Origin of the sequence: Clostridioides sp. GD02367 (assembly GCF_045900275.1) — a bacterium.
Lineage (GTDB): Bacteria > Bacillota > Clostridia > Peptostreptococcales > Peptostreptococcaceae > Clostridioides > Clostridioides difficile_A.
Window position 1 is genome coordinate 111,074 of the sequence record NZ_JBJODK010000011.1, and the last position, 22,722, is coordinate 133,795.

At 27.3% G+C, this 22,722-nt stretch carries 20 protein-coding genes; 19 read left to right on the plus strand and 1 reads right to left on the minus strand.

Translation table 11 applies throughout. The annotated features are described in order from the left end of the window. Positions 1–42: 42 nt before the first annotated feature. Entirely contained in the window at positions 43–930 is an 888-nt protein-coding gene (locus Q3223_RS14510; RefSeq protein WP_054269566.1) for a LysR family transcriptional regulator, read from the minus strand. A gap of 106 nt (positions 931–1,036) precedes the next feature. On the opposite strand from Q3223_RS14510, the gene Q3223_RS14515 reads away from it, so the two are divergent. From Q3223_RS14515 to Q3223_RS14605, 19 genes are all read left to right on the plus strand, one after another. Then, a complete protein-coding gene (locus Q3223_RS14515) occupies positions 1,037–1,624 on the plus strand; it encodes a LysE family transporter (protein WP_223153194.1) in 588 nt (195 codons plus the stop codon). Between the two features lie 386 nt (positions 1,625–2,010). After that, positions 2,011–2,700, plus strand: a complete 690-nt coding sequence (locus tag Q3223_RS14520; RefSeq protein ID WP_407812129.1) for a polyphosphate polymerase domain-containing protein — start codon at positions 2,011–2,013, stop codon at positions 2,698–2,700. Positions 2,701–2,777: 77 nt separating this feature from the next. Next, on the plus strand, positions 2,778–3,452 hold the full coding sequence (locus tag Q3223_RS14525; protein WP_407812130.1) for a DUF4956 domain-containing protein: 675 nt from the start codon (positions 2,778–2,780) through the stop codon (positions 3,450–3,452). Positions 3,453–3,468: 16 nt separating this feature from the next. Further along, positions 3,469–5,349 carry a CotH kinase family protein gene (locus Q3223_RS14530; RefSeq protein ID WP_223153193.1) on the plus strand — a complete coding sequence of 627 codons (1,881 nt, stop codon included), beginning with the start codon at positions 3,469–3,471 and terminating at the stop codon, positions 5,347–5,349. 418 nt (positions 5,350–5,767) lie between these two features. Continuing rightward, complete coding sequence (locus Q3223_RS14535; RefSeq protein ID WP_054269571.1) at positions 5,768–6,568, plus strand: transporter substrate-binding domain-containing protein; 801 nt, start codon at positions 5,768–5,770, stop codon at positions 6,566–6,568. 9 nt (positions 6,569–6,577) lie between these two features. Then, complete coding sequence (locus Q3223_RS14540) at positions 6,578–7,243, plus strand: amino acid ABC transporter permease (protein ID WP_223153192.1); 666 nt, start codon at positions 6,578–6,580, stop codon at positions 7,241–7,243. A 331-nt stretch (positions 7,244–7,574) separates the two neighbouring features. Further along, complete coding sequence (locus Q3223_RS14545; protein WP_054269573.1) at positions 7,575–8,264, plus strand: YitT family protein; 690 nt, start codon at positions 7,575–7,577, stop codon at positions 8,262–8,264. Between the two features lie 436 nt (positions 8,265–8,700). Then, the gene (locus Q3223_RS14550; RefSeq protein WP_021383760.1) at positions 8,701–9,240 is read left to right on the plus strand and encodes a helix-turn-helix domain-containing protein; all 540 of its coding nucleotides are present in this window, start codon (positions 8,701–8,703) and stop codon (positions 9,238–9,240) included. A gap of 18 nt (positions 9,241–9,258) precedes the next feature. Then, the gene (gene potA, locus Q3223_RS14555) at positions 9,259–10,302 is read left to right on the plus strand and encodes a spermidine/putrescine ABC transporter ATP-binding protein (RefSeq protein ID WP_054269574.1); all 1,044 of its coding nucleotides are present in this window, start codon (positions 9,259–9,261) and stop codon (positions 10,300–10,302) included. A 1-nt stretch (position 10,303) separates the two neighbouring features. Further along, positions 10,304–11,140 (plus strand): ABC transporter permease, encoded by an 837-nt coding sequence (locus Q3223_RS14560; protein WP_021383784.1) that lies wholly within the window; start codon positions 10,304–10,306, stop codon positions 11,138–11,140. Between the two features lie 104 nt (positions 11,141–11,244). Further along, a complete protein-coding gene (locus Q3223_RS14565) occupies positions 11,245–11,919 on the plus strand; it encodes an ABC transporter permease (protein ID WP_003432155.1) in 675 nt (224 codons plus the stop codon). Then, positions 11,919–12,971, plus strand: a complete 1,053-nt coding sequence (locus tag Q3223_RS14570; RefSeq protein WP_054269575.1) for a PotD/PotF family extracellular solute-binding protein — start codon at positions 11,919–11,921, stop codon at positions 12,969–12,971. The genes Q3223_RS14565 and Q3223_RS14570 overlap by 1 nt, the downstream gene beginning before the upstream one ends. 312 nt (positions 12,972–13,283) lie before the next feature. Then, positions 13,284–14,132, plus strand: a complete 849-nt coding sequence (locus Q3223_RS14575) for a diguanylate cyclase domain-containing protein (RefSeq protein ID WP_054269576.1) — start codon at positions 13,284–13,286, stop codon at positions 14,130–14,132. Then, positions 14,125–15,786 (plus strand): DUF2334 domain-containing protein, encoded by a 1,662-nt coding sequence (locus tag Q3223_RS14580; RefSeq protein WP_054269577.1) that lies wholly within the window; start codon positions 14,125–14,127, stop codon positions 15,784–15,786. Before Q3223_RS14575 ends, Q3223_RS14580 begins: the two co-directional genes overlap by 8 nt. A gap of 48 nt (positions 15,787–15,834) precedes the next feature. Beyond that, on the plus strand, positions 15,835–17,091 hold the full coding sequence (locus tag Q3223_RS14585) for a glycosyltransferase family 2 protein (protein ID WP_054269578.1): 1,257 nt from the start codon (positions 15,835–15,837) through the stop codon (positions 17,089–17,091). 22 nt (positions 17,092–17,113) lie between these two features. Further along, positions 17,114–19,195 (plus strand): cellulose biosynthesis cyclic di-GMP-binding regulatory protein BcsB, encoded by a 2,082-nt coding sequence (locus tag Q3223_RS14590; RefSeq protein WP_407812131.1) that lies wholly within the window; start codon positions 17,114–17,116, stop codon positions 19,193–19,195. Between the two features lie 36 nt (positions 19,196–19,231). Beyond that, positions 19,232–20,317, plus strand: a complete 1,086-nt coding sequence (locus Q3223_RS14595; RefSeq protein ID WP_079740286.1) for a glycoside hydrolase family 113 — start codon at positions 19,232–19,234, stop codon at positions 20,315–20,317. Positions 20,318–20,376: 59 nt separating this feature from the next. After that, complete coding sequence (gene wecB / locus Q3223_RS14600) at positions 20,377–21,501, plus strand: non-hydrolyzing UDP-N-acetylglucosamine 2-epimerase (RefSeq protein WP_054269580.1); 1,125 nt, start codon at positions 20,377–20,379, stop codon at positions 21,499–21,501. Positions 21,502–21,609: 108 nt separating this feature from the next. After that, entirely contained in the window at positions 21,610–22,584 is a 975-nt protein-coding gene (locus Q3223_RS14605; protein ID WP_074178253.1) for a glycoside hydrolase family 73 protein, read from the plus strand. The last annotated feature ends 138 nt before the right edge of the window (positions 22,585–22,722 follow it).

Below are 22,722 nucleotides of genomic sequence, written 5' to 3' on the forward strand. Positions count from 1 at the left end.
AATATGATAAGAAATAGATAGACTTACTTTAAATAAGTCTATCTATTTTTCATTTGAAACAACTAAATCAATAAATAATTGCATAAGGGGACTAATCCACTTATTTTTATGATGACCACATACTGCTACAATGTTTCTATCATCTAACTCTGTATCTATTGCACATAGTTCTCCTGTCTTCAAATCATCTTCTACTGCAAATGTAGGAAGGTATGACACTCCCATATCATTTTTTACTAAATTTTTAATAGTAGGTATACTCCAAAGTTCAATCGTATGGTCTAGAGTAATATTTTTTTCATTCAAATATGATTCAAACATTTGTCTAAAAATACATGCTGGCTCATCTATTATGAAAGGTATATCTAATTCTTGGTTTGGAGTAATAAAATCAGGAAATTGTTTTTTTACTTTTGGGGATGCGACTAGTGTCAAAGGTGATTCTCCAACAGTATAGGTAGAAATGGAATTTCCTAGGCCTCCAATATCTTTATAAAATATTCCTAAATCAATACTTCCTGCAAGCAAAGAGTTCCTAATATCATAGCAATTCATTGAGCGAAGAAATAGCCTTGCATTTGGTGCCATTTCATGAAAACGTTTTAAAATAGGAGGTATTTTATAACAAATAAGAGTTTCTCCCATTGCGATATGTAAATCACCACGTAGCTCAGACAAGTCAGTACCAAAATTCTTCATTTTATCAACAGAACATAGAACATCATCCACATAAGGTATTAGATTTTTGCCAGCTTTAGTTAAAACCATTTTTCTTCCTATCTTTTCAAATAAGTGTGTAGATAACTCTTGTTCTAATTGTTGTACTTGGAATGTTATTGTTGATTGTGTGTAATTGAGTTTATTTGCTGCTTTAGAAAAACTACCTTCTTCTATTATAGTTTTAAAAGTTTGTAGGTATTTAAAATACATGTTCATCCTCATTTCATTCAATATAATTGAAGTATAGATTTAAATATTTCGATTTTTTTTATTGTTTAATTTATAGTATTATAATATAAAAGGAGAGTGATTACAAGTGTTGAGTGAAGTTTTATTATCTTTTTTACCATACGCATTTGTTACAGGTTTTACACCAGGACCTAATAATATTCTTGCATTAAACACAATTAGCAATAATGGATGGAAAAAAGGAAAGTCAGTGGTTATAGGAATTAGTATGGGATTTATATGTATTATGTTTATATGTGCTCTTGGATGCCTTGAATTATCAAAGTTTATACCAATGATTACTGGTATTATGAAGTACATAGGAGCACTTTATATTATTTGGTTAGCAATACAAGTAGCTAAGAGCAAACCAAACAATGATAGTGAGGTGAAGAAAGAATCCTTTTGGACTGGATTTATTTTGCAGTTTGTTAATGTGAAAATTATAATATTTGCTATTACTGTATATACAGGGTATGTAATACCTGTGTCACAGTCAGTTGAATATTTATTATCAGCAGCAGTTTGTAGTAGTCTTGTTGGCATATCTGGTACTTTGACATGGGCTCTAGCAGGAGGTATTTTACAAAAATATATAAACAAGCATTATAAAGTAATTAATATTATTATGGCACTAGTACTTGTTTGGAGCGCAGTAAAACTAATTTTAACATAATTAAGCATATATATTTTTAATTATTTGGTATTATAAATTTAGAAGATGGAACTATAGATTATATCATTTTGAATAATAAACTTGATTTTTTATTCGAAATATTTGATTTATCTATAAGTAACATCTTCTTTTTTGCTTTCTAAAACAAATATTCATTGACTATATAGAATCTAATACCATATAAAATTTAATTTCCAGATAAAAATGTAATTTATTATTAAAACTTAGATAAATAAATTCATAGATATCTCATCAGCTTAATCTTGTTTGCCACATATATGCCATAAAGATGCACTTATTTTACGGAGATTTAACAAAGTCAAGTGAAGTATACTCTAAATATAAAATAAATCAAACATAGTTAAATGAATTGAGAGGTGATAATAATGAATAAGAAGTTAAACTATAGGTTTGAGATGAAACACAAAATAACTGAAGCTGATGTCCTAGCTTTAAAATCAAGACTTTATCCAATAATGAAAAAAGATAGAAATGCATCAAAAGATGGAAAGTATCTTATCAGAAGTTTATACTTTGACACTCCTGAAGATAAAGCACTTTTAGATAAGTTAAATGGAGTTGCAATGAGAGAAAAGTTTAGAATAAGATTTTATAACAATGACCCTTCTTATATAAAATTGGAGAAGAAAATAAAACATTATAATATGACGTCAAAACTATCAGCTAATTTAACTAAAAAAGAAGTAGAGAAGATATTAAAAAATGACATTGAGTTTTTAAAAGAATCGACAAACTGCTTATTAAGAGAGTTTTATTTAAAAGTAAAATGTGAAAGATTGGAGGCAAAAAGTATAGTTGATTATGATAGAGAAGCTTTTGTCTATCCACTTGGAAATGTAAGAGTTACAATCGATAGTGATATTAAGGCTTCTGTAAATTCAGTCGATTTATTCAATAAAGAATTGCCAACAGTATCAGTTATTGATGAAAATATGACTGTGTTGGAAGTTAAATATGATGAGTTTATACCAGATTTTATAAAAGATTTGGTTCAGATTAATAAAACTACTTCTACAGCAGTTTCAAAGTATGCATCGAGTAGATTGTATATATAGGGTTGAAATTTAAATCTTATATAAAGAGTATCTAAATAAAATAAAAAAATTAAAAAACAGGAAGGATGATTTTAGTTATGACGTTTAACGATATTTTTAAATCAAGTTTTATAGAAAATGTATCAGGTTTTTCATTTGTAGATAGTGCTTTAGCTCTAGGTTCAGCATTTTTAGTAGGTTTGTTTATATATATGATTTACAAAAAAACCTATATGGGGATTATGTATTCTCGACCATTTAATGTGTCACTTGTAGCACTTACAATGCTTACAACTTTCGTAATATTAGCAGTTACATCAAATGTAGTTTTATCTCTAGGTATGGTTGGTGCTTTATCTATAGTAAGATTTAGAACAGCAATTAAAGACCCAATGGATTTGGTATTTCTATTTTGGTCATTAGGCTCAGGTATAGTTTTAGGTGCAGGTTTGATTCCACTAGCTGTTATGGGTTCAATAATCATGGGATTGATTCTAATATTCTTTTCAAACAAAACAATATCTGAAACACCATATATATTGATGGTAAATTGTAATAATGAGAATTCAGAAGACATTGCAACTGATAAAATTAAAAAAGTATTTTCTAAATATCAAATAAAATCAAAAAGTGTTACACCAGAAAAAGGTATAGAGTTGGTATTTGAAGTAAGAATGAAAGATGGAGAAACAAGTCTTATAAATGACTTAAGCCAAGTAGATGGAGTTACTAATGCAGTTCTTGTAAGTTATAATGGTGATTATGTAGCATAGAGAGGAGTAATCTTTTATGAAAGATAAAAAATTTACCCTTCTTATCTCAATTATGGTTATATTTTTATGTGCAGTAGTTGTAGTTTACAGTATATATGGTAATAAAAATGTTGACTTATATAGCAATGTATATATTGAAAAATATTTTGACAGAGATGAGGTTATGGAAGTTAATATAGAAATAGATGAAAGTGACTTGGAAGACATGAATGAAAATGCGATAAAAGAAGAATTTAAAGTTGCAAAAGTAACTGTAAATGGAGACACATATGGAAACGTTGGTATAAGAACTAAAGGAAATTCAAGTCTTACATCCGTAGCAAATAGTGATAGTGATAGATATAGCTATAAGATTAATTTCGATAAATATAATACTAGTCAAAGTATGGAAGGTCTTACTCAATTAAACCTTAATAACTGTTATTCTGACCCATCTTATATGAGAGAATTTTTAACTTATAGTGTCTGTGAGGAGATGGGATTAGCTACTCCAGAATTTGCATATGCCAAAGTTTCTATAAATGGTGAATATCATGGATTATATTTGGCAGTAGAAGGGTTAAAAGAATCTTATCTTGAAAATAATTTTGGAGATGTAACTGGAGACTTATACAAATCAGATGAAGGGGCCTCATTACAATATGAGGGTGATGACCCAGATAGTTACTCAAATCTAATCATTGAAAGTGATAAGAAAACGGCTGATTGGTCTAAAGTTACAAAACTATTAAAATCTTTAGATACAGGTGAAGATATTGAAAAATATCTTGATGTAGATTCTGTCCTCAAAAATATAGCAATAAGTACAGCTTTATTAAATCTTGATAGTTATCAAGGTAGTTTCGCTCATAATTACTATTTATATGAACAAGATGGAGTATTTTCTATGTTGCCATGGGACTTTAATATGTCATTTGGCGGATTTAGTGGTTTTGGTGGAGGTAGTCAATCTATAGCTATTGATGAACCTACAACAGGTAATTTGGAAGATAGACCTTTAATATCTGCATTATTAAAAAATGATACATATAAAGCTAAGTACCATGAATATCTAGAAGAAATAGTAACCAAGTACTTGGATTCAGATTATCTAGAAAATATGACAACAAAATTACATGACTTGATAGCATCATATGTAAAGGAAGACCCAACAGCATTTTATACTTATGAAGAATTTGAAAAAAATATAACATCTTCAATTGAAGATTCTAGTGATAATAAGGGATTTGGTGATAAAGAATCTAATAATAATGATTCTAACAATGAAAATAAGAGTTTTGAAAATGAAAGTAATGAAAAAGAAGTTAATGCTGAATTAACATTAAGCGAAGTCAAAACTAATACGGATAATGATGCTCAAAATAATACTACAGATAATAGTGAAAATGAGAATAATACAAATAACAATAAAAGTGGAGACGATACTAATGAAAAGTCAGGAGGGGCAATGGGTAAAGGTGGAAAATCAATACCAGGAGTTTTAGAAGTTGCAGAAAATATGAGTAAAACTATAAAAGCTCAATTGAGTGGAGAATCTTCTTCAACTAAGGAAACTTCTGATGATAATAGTTCAAGTGAAAGTAAAGATACAGAAAATTCTGATGATAAGATGAGTGGTATGCCAGAGCCACCTGAAGGCATGGATGGAAAAACACCACCAGGAATTGGAAATATGGATAAGGGTGATATGAATGGTAAAAATGGAGATATGAATATAGATAGAAGTCAAGGGAATCCAAAGGAAGCTGGGGGTTTTGGTAATAAAGGAGGCGGCTCTATGAATAAAACAACAACATACTCTAAATTAATTTTAGGTGGAGCTTCAATGATAATCATGTCAGTTATGCTAGTAGGTGTATCAAAGATAAACCGAAGAAGATTTATAAAGTCAAAATAGGTTAAGATACAAATAATATTGATACTGTTAAGTAAATATCTACTTAACAGTATTTTTTTTATTTTAATATCTTTGTTTTTAATAAAAAGTATTTTCTTATAAGTGTTAGATTAATAATCATTGTAATTTTGCACATCTATAATTTTACAATGATATAGTAAAATTTAATTCTATTAAAAAAGTACATAGAAAAAAACGATTAGACAAAGTATGAAAAGTATAATACGATTGTTTTGGGGTAAATGGAAAATAAACTTATATTTTGTAGAAATATCCATAAAAATGAATGTTTTAAATTCAATTTATATTAAAGTAAAGAGTGATGTGTAAGTTGAAAAATTATAAAACTAAATCATGGTATATAAATAAAGTTTAAATTCATGTAAATAAAAATATCATCAAGTATGGAGGGATTTTAATGTATTGGAAAAGAGCATTAAGTTTATTAACATTAGGGTTAGTTATTTGTGGATTAACAATAGGCTGTTCAACAAAAGAAGAGCCTAAAAAAGAAGAAAAGAAGACTATTACAGTAGCTACAGGAGCAAAGTATTATCCTTTTAATTTTAGAGAAGATGGGAAAATGCAAGGTTTTGAAATTGATATATGGAATGAAATTGGTAAAAGATTAGATTCTGAAATTAAGTATGAAGTAAATAATGGAGATACAGGTGGATTACTTGGAATGGTGGATAGTGGTAAGGCAGATACAGCAGCTCAACAAATAAGTATAACGCCAGAAAGAGAAGAAGTGTATGATTTTACAGTACCATATGCTTATAATCCTCTAATGATAACTATTAGACCAGAAGATAAAGACAAGATAAAAAGTCTTGAAGATTTGAAAGGAAAAAAAGTCGAAGTTGGAGCAAATTCATCTGAAAGAGCGATAATGGAGGAAAAAAACAAAGATAATTCAATGGAATTAGTATTCAATGATGGAGCTGATTCATATGAAGGTCTTGAACTTGGCAGATCTGATGCAAGGATAATTTCTGTTTCTGCAACAGCTGCTAGAAATAAAAAAGCTGGTTCAAATTTTATCTCTGTTGGAGAACCTATTTATGAAGAAATAAATGCGTATCCATTTAGAAAAGATGAAGAATCAAAGGCTTTAAAAGCTAAGGTTGATGATACAATAACGGCTATGAGAAAAGATGGAACTCTTACTGAAATCTCTAAAAAATGGTTTGGAGAAGATATAACGATTGAGAGATAGGTGAATTTTATGAGTTTAGATGTATCATTCATGTTTAACATTTTACCAGAAATATTTATAGCATCTAAAGAAACAATAATAATGGCTTTAATATCACTAGTACTATCTTTAGTAATAGCAACTATAATGGCATTAATAAGCTATAACAAAGTTAAAATATTAAATGAAATTGTTAAAGTTTATACCTCAATTTTTAGAGGAACACCACTGCTAGTTCAGTTGTATGCATTGTATTTTGGATTACCAAGAGCTATTCCAGCTCTTGTAGATATGTCTCCATTTACTGCAATGATAATTGCTTTATCAGTAAATATGTCTGCGTATATGTCAGAGACTATAAGAGGAGCAATTTCTTCTGTAGATAAGGGACAATATGAAGCAGGAGCTTCCATTGGACTTACGAATGTGCAAATATTCAGAAGAATAGTCATGCCACAGGCTATAAGAGTAGCTATTCCTGCATTATCTAATCATTTTGTAGATTTAATTAAAGGTTCCTCATTAGCTTTTACTATAGGGGTAATAGAAATAATGGCGGCAGCAAATTATAATGGTGGTAGTAAATATAAATATCTAGAAGCGTTCTTAGTTGCAGGGTTTGTATATTGGTTTATCTTATTTATATTTGGACTTGTTCAAAAGAAAATAGAAGCAAAACTAAATTCTGCATATTAATAGTATTACATAATAAAATAGAAACCATTTAAATACAATTTCCTATTATATTTAAGTGGTTTCTATTTTATTATTCTATTTATGAACAATAAAATAATAAAGAATTTTAAAATATAGGACTAAATTTGAGAAGTGCTGAAACTAGAAAATCCATAATAAAAAAATAATTAAAAATTGTAACTAAATTGTAATAAAGTGGTAGTTATTTAGCATAAAATGATGTATCATAGAAGTGTATTATAAAATTAATAAAGTAAGATTTTTTAAAAGAGAACTGCTGGCTTTTGATATTTAAAGTGAGTAGTTAAATTATGTTTAGGAGGGGTAGATTTTGTTACAAAAAGTATTATGGAAATTTTTAAAGCTAGTAGCGGGTTTATTTATATGTTCAATTGGTATAGTATTGACGATAAATTGTAACCTTGGTTTATCTCCTTGGGATGTGTTTCATCAAGGTCTTTCAAATCATATAGGAATAACTATAGGGACTGCCTCTATAATTGTAGGCTCTATAGTAGTTATAGCTGATGTTGTTCTTGGTGAGAATGTAGGATGGGGAACTGTTTTTAATATGCTATTAATTGGATTCTTTATGGATTTGCTTTTGTATAGTAAGTTAATTCCAGAGGCTGATAGTTTATTTGTAGGAATAATTATGTTGATATTAGGATTGATTCTTTTGGCTATTGGAATGGTATTTTATATGGGAAGTGGTTTAGGAAGTGGACCTAGAGATGGTCTGATGGTTGCACTTCAAAAGAAAACTGGAAAATCACTTAACTTAATAAGAGGGACTATAGAAGTTGGAGCATTAATAGTAGGATTTTTCTTAGGAGGAAAAGTTGGTATAGGAACTATAATAAGTGCATTTGGATTGGGTTATTTTACACAGATAGTATTTAGTTTATTTAAATTAGATTGTAGTAAGATTAAGCATCGATTTATAGTAGATGATATAAAGTTTATTAAGTTATATATGAGTGGGGATAAAAAAACGGCTGCTCAAAATATAGCTAAGTAATTTAGTGATAAATTTAAGCAAAGGTTAAATGTTGTAACTTGAAGAAATTTTTAAATATATAATTTTAAACATTAAAAGAAGGCTAAGCCAATAGGATTGCTAGGAAACTATAAAATATAGATTTCTAGCAATTTTTTATTTGTTTAACACTTTTTTATGTTTTAGAAGTATTATTATGTATTTAATGAATTAATTAATTTATAATTAGAGATACTAAACTTTATAAATATTAATATGAACACCTTTGATTGTGTATTTTCCAAAGCCTTTAAAATGCTTGTATTTATTCTAAGTAAAAAAATAAAAAAATGTCAAAAAAACTCTTGTATTATATCCGAATTTTATATATAATTACCTATGTTGTTTAGAAATTTTAAACTCAATGTTTAGTAAACAAAATGTTTAGTAAAATAAAACAGAAACTAGGAGGTGCAACATGGATATAGGTGAAAAGATAAAAAGATTAAGAACAGAAAAACAACTGACCCAGGAAGAGTTAGCTAATAGATGTGAATTGTCAAAGGGATTTATTTCTCAATTAGAAAATAACTTAACATCACCATCCATAGCTACCCTTATAGATATACTTGAAATACTAGGTACGAATTTAAGGGAATTTTTTAATGAAATAGATGACGAAAGAATTAGTTTTACAAAAGAGGATATGTTTGAAACAGAGGATGAAGATTTAAAATATAAACTGAAGTGGCTAATTCCAAACTCACAAAAAAATGAAATGGAGCCAATAATAATAACATTGTATCCAGGAGGACAATATAAAGAAGAAAAGCCACATGAAGGCGAAGAATTTGGATATGTATTAGCAGGTTCGATATATGTTCATATAGGCGAAAAGAAAAATAAAGTAAAAAAAGGAGAAAGCTTTTACTTTAGACCAAGAGCAAATCACTATATATCAAACGAGGGTAAAACGACAGCAAAAGTGATTTGGGTAAGTACGCCACCATCATTTTAGAATAGAGGTGTTTAATAATTGGTAGAAAACATAATAGAATTAAGAGATATATCTAAACATTATGAAGAACTTACGGTTTTAGATAATTTCAATTTAGATATAAAGAAAAATGAATTTTTAACTTTACTTGGACCAAGTGGATGTGGAAAAACTACTACATTAAAAATAATAGCAGGTTTTGAGTATGCTGATGATGGTAAAGTTTTATTTGAAGGTAAAGAGATAAATAATTTGCCACCATATGAAAGACAAGTAAATACAGTGTTTCAAAAATATGCTTTATTTCCACATATGGATGTATATGAAAATGTAGCTTTTGGACTAAAAATTAAAAAGACTCCAAAAGATGTAATAGATGCTAAAGTGAAAGAGGTTTTAAAACTTGTTGCACTAGAAGGTTTTGAAAGACGACAAGTTGACTCATTAAGTGGAGGACAACAACAGAGAATTGCAATAGCAAGAGCTCTAGTTAATGAACCAAAAGTATTGTTACTAGATGAGCCACTTGGAGCACTTGATTTAAAGCTTAGACAAGAAATGCAAATAGAATTAAAAAGAATTCAAAAAAAATTAGGAATAACATTTGTGTTTGTAACTCATGACCAGGAAGAGGCTCTTACTATGTCAGATACTATTGTCGTAATGTATAAGGGTAAGATACAACAAATGGGAACACCACAAGACATATATAATGAACCTAAAAACTCATTTGTAGCTAAGTTTATAGGTGAAAGTAACATATTTGATGGAATTATGATAGAAGATTATAAAGTTAATTTCTGTAATAGGGATTTTGAATGTGTTGATAAAGGATTTGAAAAAAACGAAAATATAGAAGTGGTAATAAGACCAGAAGATATAAAAATGGTAAAGCCAGAAGAAGGAATGTTAAAGGGGAAAGTTACATCTACTGTGTTTAAAGGAGTGCATTATGAGATAGAATTAAATGAGAATGGAAGATTGTGGATACTTCACAATACTAAAAATGCTGAGGTTGGAACAGAACTAGGCATGGACATATATCCAGAAGACATTCATATAATGAGAAAAGAGAGTAACTAAGATGAAGAGAAAATCTTTCTTAGCATATCCATATGTGGTTTGGAGTGCGATATTTGTAATAATTCCTTTAATACTAGTAGTATTTTTCAGTTTTACAAAAGAGTCAGGTGGAGGTTATGCATTTACACTTGAAAATTATAAAGAAGTAATCGACCCTATATATATTAAAGTATTTGCTCGTTCTATTCTTTTAGCAGGAGGAGCGACATTAATATGCCTTGTAGTTGGTTATCCAGTGGCATATATAATTTCAAAAGCTCATGTGAGTAGAAGAGGTTCATTAATATTATTATTTATTCTTCCTATGTGGATGAATTTTCTTTTAAGAACTTATGCATGGGTTGCTATATTAGGAAAAAATGGACTTTTAAATACATTTTTAGGCTGGTTTGGAATACAGCCATTAGCAATTTTGTATACTAATTTTGCTATACTTTTAGGTATGGTATATAACTTTTTACCATTTATGGTTCTTCCAATATACACTGCACTATCAAAGATGGATAATGATTTGATAAATGCTGCTCATGACTTAGGTGCAAATAATATGACAGTATTTAGAAAAATTATATTTCCTTTGAGTTTACCAGGTGTAATGTCTGGAATAACTATGGTATTTATGCCAGCAGTTACTACCTTTGCAATTTCAAGACTGTTAGGTGGAGGTAAAATAATGCTAGTTGGAGATTTGATTGAACAACAATTTACAGTTGTTGGAGATTGGAACTTTGGCTCAGCAATATCGATATTTATGATGATAGTAATATTAATATCGATGTCTATAATGTCAAAATTTGGAGATGAGTCTGACAAAGAAGGCGGTGGGTTACTATTTTAAAATTAAAGAAAATAACTTCTAATATATATTTAGCATTAGTATTCTTATTTTTATATGCACCCATATTTGCTTTAGTACTATTTTCTTTCAATGATTCAAAATCGATGGCAAGATGGAATGGATTTACATGGAAGTGGTATGGTCAATTACTTCAAAATGAGAGTATAATGAGTGCTTTATATTATACTATTGTAATAGCTATATTAGCATCTGTAATATCTACAATAGTAGGAACTATAAGTGCCATAGGAATACATAAGATGAGAGGTAAGAGCAAAAAATTAATACTAAATGTAAACTATCTTCCTATTTTAAATACAGAGATAGTTACAGCAGTAGCCCTTATGAGTCTGTTTGTGTTTGTAAAAATGGAATTTGGATTTACAACAATGCTATTGGCACATATAATGTTTTGTTTGCCATATGTTATACTTTCAGTTTTACCAAAAATGAAGCAATTACCTGATAATATAGAAGATGCAGCTATGGACTTAGGGGCGACACCTATATATGCTCTTAGAAAGGTAATTTTACCACAAATAAAGCCAGGTATAGTTTCTGGATTTTTAATTGCATTTACTATGTCAATAGATGACTTTATAATAAGTTTCTTTAATGCTGGAAATGGTGTAAGCAATCTTTCTATAGAAATCTATGGAATGGCTAGAAGAGGTATAAAACCTGAAATAAATGCATTATCGACAATAATGTTTGCAGTCGTTTTAGGATTACTTTTATTAGCTAATAAAAAAGAATCTATAGTAAGGGGGACTAAATAATGATTAAGTTTAAAAAAGTAATATCCCTTGTATCTATAGGTATTATGACAGTTACTTTATTTACAGGATGTAATAAAGCAACTGATTCTACAAAAGTTTTAAACGTATATAATGTTGGAGATTATATAGATGAATCTCTTATAGATAAGTTTGAAGAAGAAACTGGAATAGATGTTCAATATTCAACTTATGATACTAACGAAATGATGTATCAAAAAGTAAAGAGTGGCAGTACACACTACGATTTAGTCTTTCCTTCAGATTATATGGTAGAAAAAATGAAAAATGAAGGTCTTTTGGAAAAACTGGATTTTAAAAACATACCTAATATGAAGTATTTAGATAAGAGTTTTTTAAATCCTATATATGATGAAACTAATGAATATAGTGTTGCATACATGTGGGGAACTCTTGGAATATTGTACAATAAAAAAGAAGTTAAAGACCCTATAGATAGTTGGAATATACTTTGGAATCCAAAGTATAAAGGCAATATAATGATGTTTGACTCTGTTAGAGATACTATAGGTATAACTCTTAAAAAATTAGGATACAGTATGAATAGTGTAAATCCAAAAGAAATAAATGAAGCTAAAAATCTTTTAATGAAACAAAAGGATTTAGTATTGGCCTATGTAAATGATGAAGGTAAGGATAGATTGCTTGGTGGAGAAGTAGCAATGGGTATGTTGTATTCTGGAGATGCAGTTACATTGATGGACCAAAATCCTGACCTTGATTATGCAATACCTAAAGAAGGTACTAATAAATGGGTAGATGCTATGTGTGTACCTACAACAGCACAAAATAAAAAAGAAGCTGAGTTATTTATAAACTTTTTACTAGACCCAGAAAATGCAAAAATAAATGCTGAGTATATCGGATATTCAACACCTAATACAGGAGCTCTAAAATTATTAGACCCAGAAATAACTAATAATCCTGTTGCATATCCATCTAAAGAAGTACTTAATAAATGTGAAACTTTTGAGGATATTGGTGAAAATATAAAATTATATGACAAGGCTTGGATAGAATTAAAATCAAAGTAGAGTTTTGTTGATTTAATTATATTTACTTAATAAAACTGTTCTTATTTAGAAATTAATTTTCTAATTATTGAACAGTTTTATTTTTTGCCAATACTATATACATGTTTTGAATCTTTTATAATAATAATCACAAAAGCAAGCAAATTCATGACTTTAATGTCAAGTATTTGCTTGTTTTTTTATTAAATTATATTGATATACAACTTAATTAACATTATTAATAGGTAAAAAGTTTATTTGTATAATGACTTTAATAATAATTAGAAAAAATGGGCAACTTAATAGAATAATTGGAGGTGTAAATTTATAAAAATGAATAGGGTAAATAAAAAAATAGATTTATTAATATTGAGTTTGCTAGTTTTTATGTTTTTAATTGTTGGAATAGTAATATTATCTATTAGAACAGAAAACAAATTGAATGTATTTATAATGCTTGCAGTAATTTTTTTCATAATAATGTTAACTTATTTATCAAACTCAGTAGTAGGATTGATAACAAGTTCAATAATTATATTTATGTATACATCCTATATCTTATATAACAGTATTACTCACAATATAGATGTTGAGTTTTTATCATATATGTGGATAATAGCAATACCAATCTCTTCAATTATAATGGGAAATTTAAATAAAAATATAAATGAATTACAACATATAAACACAAAGTTATCTGAACAGTATAAAGAGTTAGTGACTATTGATAGTGAAACTGGACTTAGAAATCTAAAGATTTTTTATAATGATGTAAATATGGAGATAAGTAAATCTATTAGACATAATACTAATTTTTCTCTTATGATAGTAAAATTGCCGTATTACGGAAATCTACAGACGATATTTGGTGAAAATAAGACTAATAAAATAGTAAAACATATCAGTTCAAGTATTATAGAATGTACAAGAAATGAGGATATAATTTATAGTTTACAGAAAGACATGATAGGTATATTAATGCCAAGTACATCCTTAGAAGGTTCAAAAGTTGTTAAAGACAGAATAAATAAAAAGATAAGAGAACTAAATTTAGACTTAAACAATAAAGGACAATATGTAAATATAGATGTAAAAATTGCATTTTTAGAGTATAAAGATAGCTTTGGAGATAGTATAAATTTTAAGAATATAGTTGAAGAGGAATTACAATACGATGTTTAAAACGTTCAATAAAAATTTATTAAAAGTAGTAATGATATTATTCATAGTATTAATAATATCAAACTTTAATCTGTCTTCACATGCAACAGAAATTACATCTAATAGAAATAAGGTTTTAGTCATATATGATTCTAAGAAGGAAACAGCTTATAATAGAGATATTTTAAAAATTATGAGGACACTATTGGGTCGATTTAGTTCAGATATTGATTTATTAAAATTAAGTGATTATGATGATGAAATAAATAAAAACTATTATAGTCATGTATTTATTATAGGAATTAATGAAAATTCATATGATAATGACAAAAAAACTAAATATTTACTTAGTGCATTAGATTCATATAAAGGTAATATATGTTGGTTAGGGCATGGTATAGAAAATCTTTTAGAATACAAAAAGTATAATTTAGAGTATTTGGGAAAAACAAATAACATAGTTAGTGTAAATTATAAGGGCAAATCATACAATTTGGATGAACACTATTTGTTTAATCTTGTGAAATCAAAAGATGTAAGTAATAAAGTAATAGGGAGTATTGATGATACATTAAATAAGTATCCATATATAATAAATGATAAAAATCTTTTTTATGTATCAAAATTGGATTTAGATGGTGTTTTATTTTATATATTTTGTGATTCACTGAACGATATTTTTAATATTAAAAAGTTTGATAAGGGAAGTATATTTGTAAGAATAGAAGATGTACATGCTTTTAGAGACCCCAAAAACCTTGTAGATATAGCTGATTATTTAAGTAGTAAGGATATACCATTTGCAATTGCATTAATACCAGCTTATGTAAACCCTAAAAATCATAAAATAATTACTTTATCAGAAAGTCCTGAGGTTGTAAAAGCAGTAAAATATATGCAAGATAAGGGCGGCACAGTGATATTACATGGATATACTCATCAATACAAAAAAGAAGAAGTTACTGGAGAAGGGTATGAATTTTGGGATGGAGAAAAGGATGCACCTTTAAATGAAGACATGGAAGTGTTTGTAAAAAATAGAGTGTTGAGTGGCCTTAGAATATGTATAGAAAATGGAATTTATCCCCTTGCGTTTGAAGCACCACATTATGCGATAGAATCTGAGGGATACAAAGAGTTAAAAAAGTATTTTTCTACTTATGTAGGTCAACATCAAAATAATGATAAAAAATTTAGTACTAATACGTATCCTTATGTTATTAGGGATACAGAAGAATTTAATATATTTATACCTGAAAATTTAGGATATATAGACCCAGAAGATAATTTTACTTTTCAAGATATCAAAGAAAAACTAGATAAAGTATCTATTGTTAGAGGGTTTAGTGGAGGATTCTTTTTTCATTCATATTTGGATATAGAGTATTTAAAATACACAATAGAATATCTAGAAAAACAAAATATAAAATTTATGAATTTAAGAGATTTTGATAATTGGGTAAGAATTGATGAAATACAAATAAGAAATGTTGGAGATGAAATTAAAGTAACTTATGATAGGAATTTAGAAGAAAATACTGAAGATGATACTAGATTTAAGTCTATATCTAGTATTAGTAAAATTTTAATATTAATAGTGTCTGTAAGTGTTTTAATATTTGTGATTATATTTATATATTTTAAGAAAATAGATAAAAAGAAATTTTTAAAATAAATGATTTTATATTAGAATATATGTTTAAAAAAATTTTAGGAGAAATTTATGAGAGATTTAAATATATCAGAATGTTTATTTATATTTAGCTTATTTAGTATATGGTCTTTATTGCTTATAAATATTATTTTGGCTATGGGTGGTTATATATTTTACTTTAAAAATTTTAATAAAGAAGTAAAAAAAATTGATGAATATCCTATGGTATCAATACTTGTGCCTGCTCACAATGAAGCTAAGGTAATAGGCAAAACTGTGGAATCCTTATTACTACTTAATTATCCTAAAGATAAAATGGAACTCATTGTTATAAATGATAACTCATCTGATAATAGTAAAGATATTTTAGAAGATATAAAAAATAAGTATAATAATTATAATTTTACCATAATAAATACAGACAATTTAACTGGAGGAAAAGGAAAATCAAATGCATTGAATATTGGATATACCATTTCTAAAGGAGAGTTTATAGCAGTTTATGATGCAGATAACACACCAGATAGAAATGCACTTAGATATTTAATACAAACAATAGTAATGGATGATGAATTAGGAGCTGTTATTGGAAAATTCAGGACTCGAAATAAAAATAAAAATCTATTAACCAAATTCATAAATATAGAAACGCTAAGTTTTCAATGGATGTCACAAGCTGGTAGATGGGAATTATTTAATCTATGTACAATACCAGGAACTAACTTTATATTGAGAAAAAGTATCATAGAAGAGATTGGAGGGTGGGATAGTAAAGCAATTGCAGAAGATACAGAAATTAGCTTTAGAATATATAAATTGGGATATAAGATAAAACTTGTACCACAGTCTATAACGTGGGAACAAGAACCAGAAACTGTTAAGGTATGGATAAAGCAACGTACCAGATGGGCAAAAGGTAATATATATGTCTTAATGAAATATATAAGAAATATATTTAAACAGGGAAAAAATAAAATTGTATTTGATATAGCCTACTTTTTTTCTGTATATTTTTTGTTCTTAACATCTGTCATTATATCGGATATTTTATTTATTTTAAGTATATCTAAACTAATAGAGATTTCAATTCCAATTAACTTTTTTATAATATGGATACTATCATATCTTCTATTTATCATAGAGGTAAGTATAAGCCTAAGCATAGAAAAAGGTGAAGCGACACTAGAAAATATATTCATAGTTGCAATAATGTATTTTACATACTCTCAACTATGGCTGTTTGTAGCTATAAAGGGAATGATAGAGTATTTAAAAGATGTAATTTTTAAAAGAGAAGTTAAATGGTATAAGACAGAAAGATTTTGATTCATGTACAGGAGGAACTAGCATGAAAAAATTTGTTATATCAATTATATCTTTAGTATTGTTTTTTTCAAATATATTGCTTGTAAATGAAGTAAAGGCTGATGAGACTAAAGTTAAAAACTATAAGTTTGAAAGAGACATCACTATAGATGGAGTTATAGGAAGTAATAGTACCTTTTTTGAGGTAAATAAAAATTGGGATATTGAGGAAGTCTTATTACACCTTAATTTTAGTAAGAGTCAAATATTAAATGGAGATGTTTCTAGCCTAACCGTTTTAATAAATAATGTACCAATAAAATCCATTAAATTAAATGCTAAGACTGATTATAAAAATACACTAGAGGTACTAGTACCAAAAGACTATATAATCCAAGGTTATAATGAAATAAAAATAAAATCATATAAAACAATATCTGATAAAATTTGTCAGGATGATTCCAATACTGGAAATTGGATGGTTATTCATAAAGAATCATATACTTCAATTAGATATACGCAGAAAAATATGGGAAATTCAATAAGTGAATATCCATATCCATATTCAGAAGTTGAAGATAAGCTTAATTTGGACACAACTATGGTAGTCCCAGACAATATGACTAGGGGAGAATCTACAGCTGTGTTCAATCTAGCTTCAGAATTTGGAAAAACAACAAAAAATGATAACTTAAAACTTAATGTTAAACTATATTCAGAAATGAAAAATTGGTCTGAAGATAATATTATATATGTTGGTAAACCTGAAAATACAGCAGAAGAAATTTTGAATATTTTAAGCACAAAGGAACAAACCCTATTATCTTCAAATTGTATAATTAAACAAGTAGATTCCCCTTATAATAAGAATAAGAAGATGATGGTGATAATTGGCAGTAATGAAGAGGACTTAATAAAGGCATCAAATTTATTGGTAGAAAATAAACTCTCTAATCAAGTGCTATCATCATCAGTAATTGTAAACAAAAACACTAATGTAAAAACTAATGAGCAACAAGAGCTAAATTTAAGTCATTTGACACTAAAGGACTTAGGTTATTCAGATTTTTTGTTAGAAGGTGCATTTAATCAACAAGCTTTGTTCGATGTCAAAATACCAAAGGGTAAGATATTAGATTATGGTTCAAAGATTGTTTTAAATTTAAGATATTCTGATAATTTGGATTTTGAAAAATCTTTGGTTACAGTATCCATAAATGATGTTGTTGTGGGAAGTAAAAAATTGGATAGGTCACATTCTAATAACGATAAACTAGAATTAAAAATACCCAAAGATATAGATAATAAAGACTACTATCAAGTTAAGTTGGCATTTAATTTGAGTATAAAAAATCAGAATTGTATTACAAGGGAAAGTAATAATCCTTGGGCATACGTATTAAATAGTTCTTATTTGGAGTTATCTACAAAAGATAAGGAATCCTTGTCTTTTGAAAGTTATCCATATCCATTTGTTAAAGATGATGAATTTAATGATTTAACTGTAATAATGCCAGATTATTCAGGTTCACAAGCTATGACTTGGATGTCTAGATTAGGAGTTAATTTAGGTGCAAGTATAAATTCCTATAAAGGAAGCATAAATGTAATTAGAGGAAAAGAATTTAATGACAAATATAAAGATACCAATATTATAGTTTTTGGGGTACCACTTAATAATTCTGTTATACAGATGTTAAATGATAATTTAAATATAAAGTTTAACAAAAGCTACTCCACATTTTTATCAAATGATAAGATAAGTTTTATTGATGGTTATGGAAAAGATATTTCTGCAATTCAATTGATAAAATCACCTTATAATAATCAAAAAAATATCCTGGTAATTAGTTCGATAAATGAAAAAAACTTATATTTAGGAATGGATTATTTATTAAATAAAAGTAAAGTTAATGATTTAAAAGGAGATACAATAACAATTGATGAATATGGAGAAGTAGAAGATTTATCTTATAATTTAAAAGTAAATAAAGAAGTAAAAGTTTCAAATAATGACATTAGTATTAGTAAGACAACTAAAGCATTTTTAATAATTTCTTTTATTACTATAATTGTAGTGGCAGTATTGTCAATGTTATATATAAAAAAGTATAAAAGAAGATAATATGATAAATCTATTATTTTAAAAGAGGTATATAATTTGAATAAATATATAAATAAATTTAAATTAAAAAGAAATATTTTAATCTCAGTAATGGTTTTAATTTTTATATTTATAATCTACTTTATAGGTACAGAGTTAAGAGATAAAAGTTCAATAAATAATCAATATGATGGCAAGATTAAATCAGCCAATTTATCTGTAGACTATGAAATAAAACAAGTTATGAAGGATATAGATAAACTAGGATTGAATACAGTAAATGTACCTATAATTATAAATGTAGATGAAATTAATTCTGATATTATGACAATAGATAATAGTAGTAAAGAAAAAGCAATTAAACTAATAAAAAAACTAAACAAAAAAGGTATTTCAACAATATTAGAAGCGTATCCGTGGATAGAAAATGGTGAATTATATGAGACCGACTGGAATCCTAGAAATAAAGAGCGATTTTTTTATACATGGCAAAATACTATATTAAATGAACTTATAATAGATGTAGCAAATCCTTTAGATGTAAATGTTTTAAATATAGGTTCTAATTTGGTACATTTAGAAGAATATCAGAAAAATTGGAGTGAAATAATAGATTTTGTACAATCAAAATTTGATGGGCTTGTAACATACAGGACTAATTGGTGGTATACAAAAAAAGATGACTTAAATAGTAAGCTATCCTATGAACAAAAACTAAATAATAATTTTTTTGATAAGTTAGATTTTATATCTATAGCAGCGTATTTTGAATTAAGTAATAAACCTATTAATACAGTGGATGAACTAGTTTCTGCATTACATTCATCTACTGTAAATAATAGAAGACAGAATATAAAAGAAGAAATATATAATCTTTATAAAGTTCATGGAAAACCAATATTTTTTGGAGAACTAGGTTTTTCAAATAGAGAAAATGCAAGTTCTCAACCTTGGAATCATATTCCTTCAGAGGTTATAAATGATGAAGAGCAAGCAAGATGCTTTGAGGCATATAAAAAAGTTTTTGAAAATGAGGATTGGATAAATGGTTTTTCTGTATTTTGTGTAGGTAAAATAGATGAAGAAAAAAATTTTTACCCATCAAAGGAAAGTATAAAGGTTATTAAGTCTTGGTATGAATAGTTTTGTTATGTAAATATTAGTATTTGTATAAATTAAATGTATGATTAGGAGAGATACAAATGAATGACATCAAGGTTATGACTGTATTTGGAACTAGACCTGAGGCTATTAAAGTGGCTCCTTTAATAAAGGAACTTGAAGAGAGAGAACATATAAAAAGTATTGTATGTGTTACAGCTCAACATAGAGAAATGCTTGACCAAGTTATAGAAACATTCAACATAAATGTAGACTATGATTTGGATATAATGAAGAAAGGGCAAAGCTTAAATGATATAACATGCAAAATTTTAAAGGAACTTCCATTAATTATAAATAAGGAAAATCCAAATATAATATTAGTTCATGGAGATACGACAACAACTCTAGCCACTAGTTTGACTGCATTCTATAATAAAATCTTTGTTGGTCACATAGAAGCTGGACTTAGAACTTATGATAAATATTCTCCATTTCCAGAGGAATTAAATAGACAACTTACAAGTGTTATTGCTGATATACACTTTGCCCCTACTAATTTGGCTAGAAAAAACTTGATTTATGAAGGAAAGCCTAAAAATAGTATATTTGTAACTGGTAATACTGCAATTGATGCTTTGCGTATGACAATAAAAGAAGACTATAATCATCCTATAATTGATAAGATTGGTAATGACAGGATGATTTTATTGACTTCTCATAGAAGAGAAAACTTGGGAAATCCTATGAAAAATATATTCAAAGCTGTAAAACGAATAGTAGATGACTTTGAAGATGTACAAATAGTATATCCTATACATTTAAATCCTGAGATACGTAATATAGCGGATAAAGTATTTGGAAAATCTCATAAAAGAATTCATATTATAGAACCTTTAGAAGTGGTTGATTTTCATAATTTTTTAAATAAATCATACATGATAATGACTGATAGTGGAGGAATACAGGAAGAAGCTCCATCGTTAGGTAAACCAGTCCTTGTGTTACGTGATAAAACAGAAAGAACTGAAGGGATTGAAGCTAAGACACTTAAATTAGTAGGTACTGATGAAGATAGAATATATAATTCAGTGAGTAGTTTATTAATAAATAAAAAGAGTTATAATCAGATGAGTAAAGCATCTAATCCATATGGGGATGGAAAAGCAAGTAAATATATAGTGGACATAATAATGAAGAAATTAAATTGTAAATATCTAAATTAGTTTTTGTTTATTTAATTTTAAATTTATAGTGGGAAGAATTAAAATTATTATCTACTTGATATAAAATCTGTGATAACATAAGTAAGACCATTTTTAAGGGGGAGTAATATGGCTAGAAAAACCATAAAAAACTTAGGTAGAAATAAAAGTGTAAGGAGAATAAAGCTTCTATTAAAAAAAATTTTTATTACTGTATGCATAATAGCAAGTATAATTGCTGTTTTTAATATAACGAAGTATTTTGAGGAATTATATAAAATAAGAGATATAGAAAGTACTAAAATTGAATACTATATGGATGTAGCTGATGAAGCAGGTGATAGTAAAGTCCAATTAAGTTGGAAGGAATTGCTTGCTATAGATATGGTAATACATGATGAAGATTTAAGTAACATAAAAAAGAAAGACACATTAAATATAGGGAAAAAGTTTATAATAGAAGATAAAAATGATAAGGGAGAGGATGTATATAAAGTAAAGAAATTTACTAAAGTATTGAGTGAATTAAAATTTGACTCTTCTCAAAAAAGTAGAGCAAAAAAATATATGAAGGATTTAGAATACACGTATCTTGGAAATAAAGAATTAAATAATAGTGATGAAAAAATTAAATTTATAAAAAAACTAGAAGACTCAGCTATAAGAGAGTATATTGATTATGGAATACTGCCATCAATAACAATAGGACAAGCTATATTAGAATCTGGATGGGGAAACTCTAAACTTACAAAGCAGAGTAATAATTTATTTGGGATAAAAGCAGACAAAGCATGGAAAGGAAAGAAAGTAGAAATTTCAACTTCAGAACATTATAATGAGAAAATAGTAGCAAATTTCAGGTCATATAATTCATTACAGGATTCTGTTAGAGACCATAGCTTGTTTTTAGTTGATAACAAAAGATATAGAAAGCATGGTTTGTTTGAGGCAAAAGATTATATTAGTCAAGCACAAGCATTAGAAAATGCAGGGTATAGTACAGCTGAAGATAAAAAAGGAAATCGCATATATGCAGAACTATTAATAGAAGTTATTAGAAGTTACAATTTGCAACTTATAGATAATAAAGTAGAAACAAAATAATTATTAACTTCATATGAAAATATAACAGGAGAATATTATTCTTTGCAAAAGAATAGAAAATTTGTAAAAAAACTAAAAAAATGTATTGACTTGTTATTTGAAAGGTGATATTATTATTACTGTACTCGAAAGAGAACA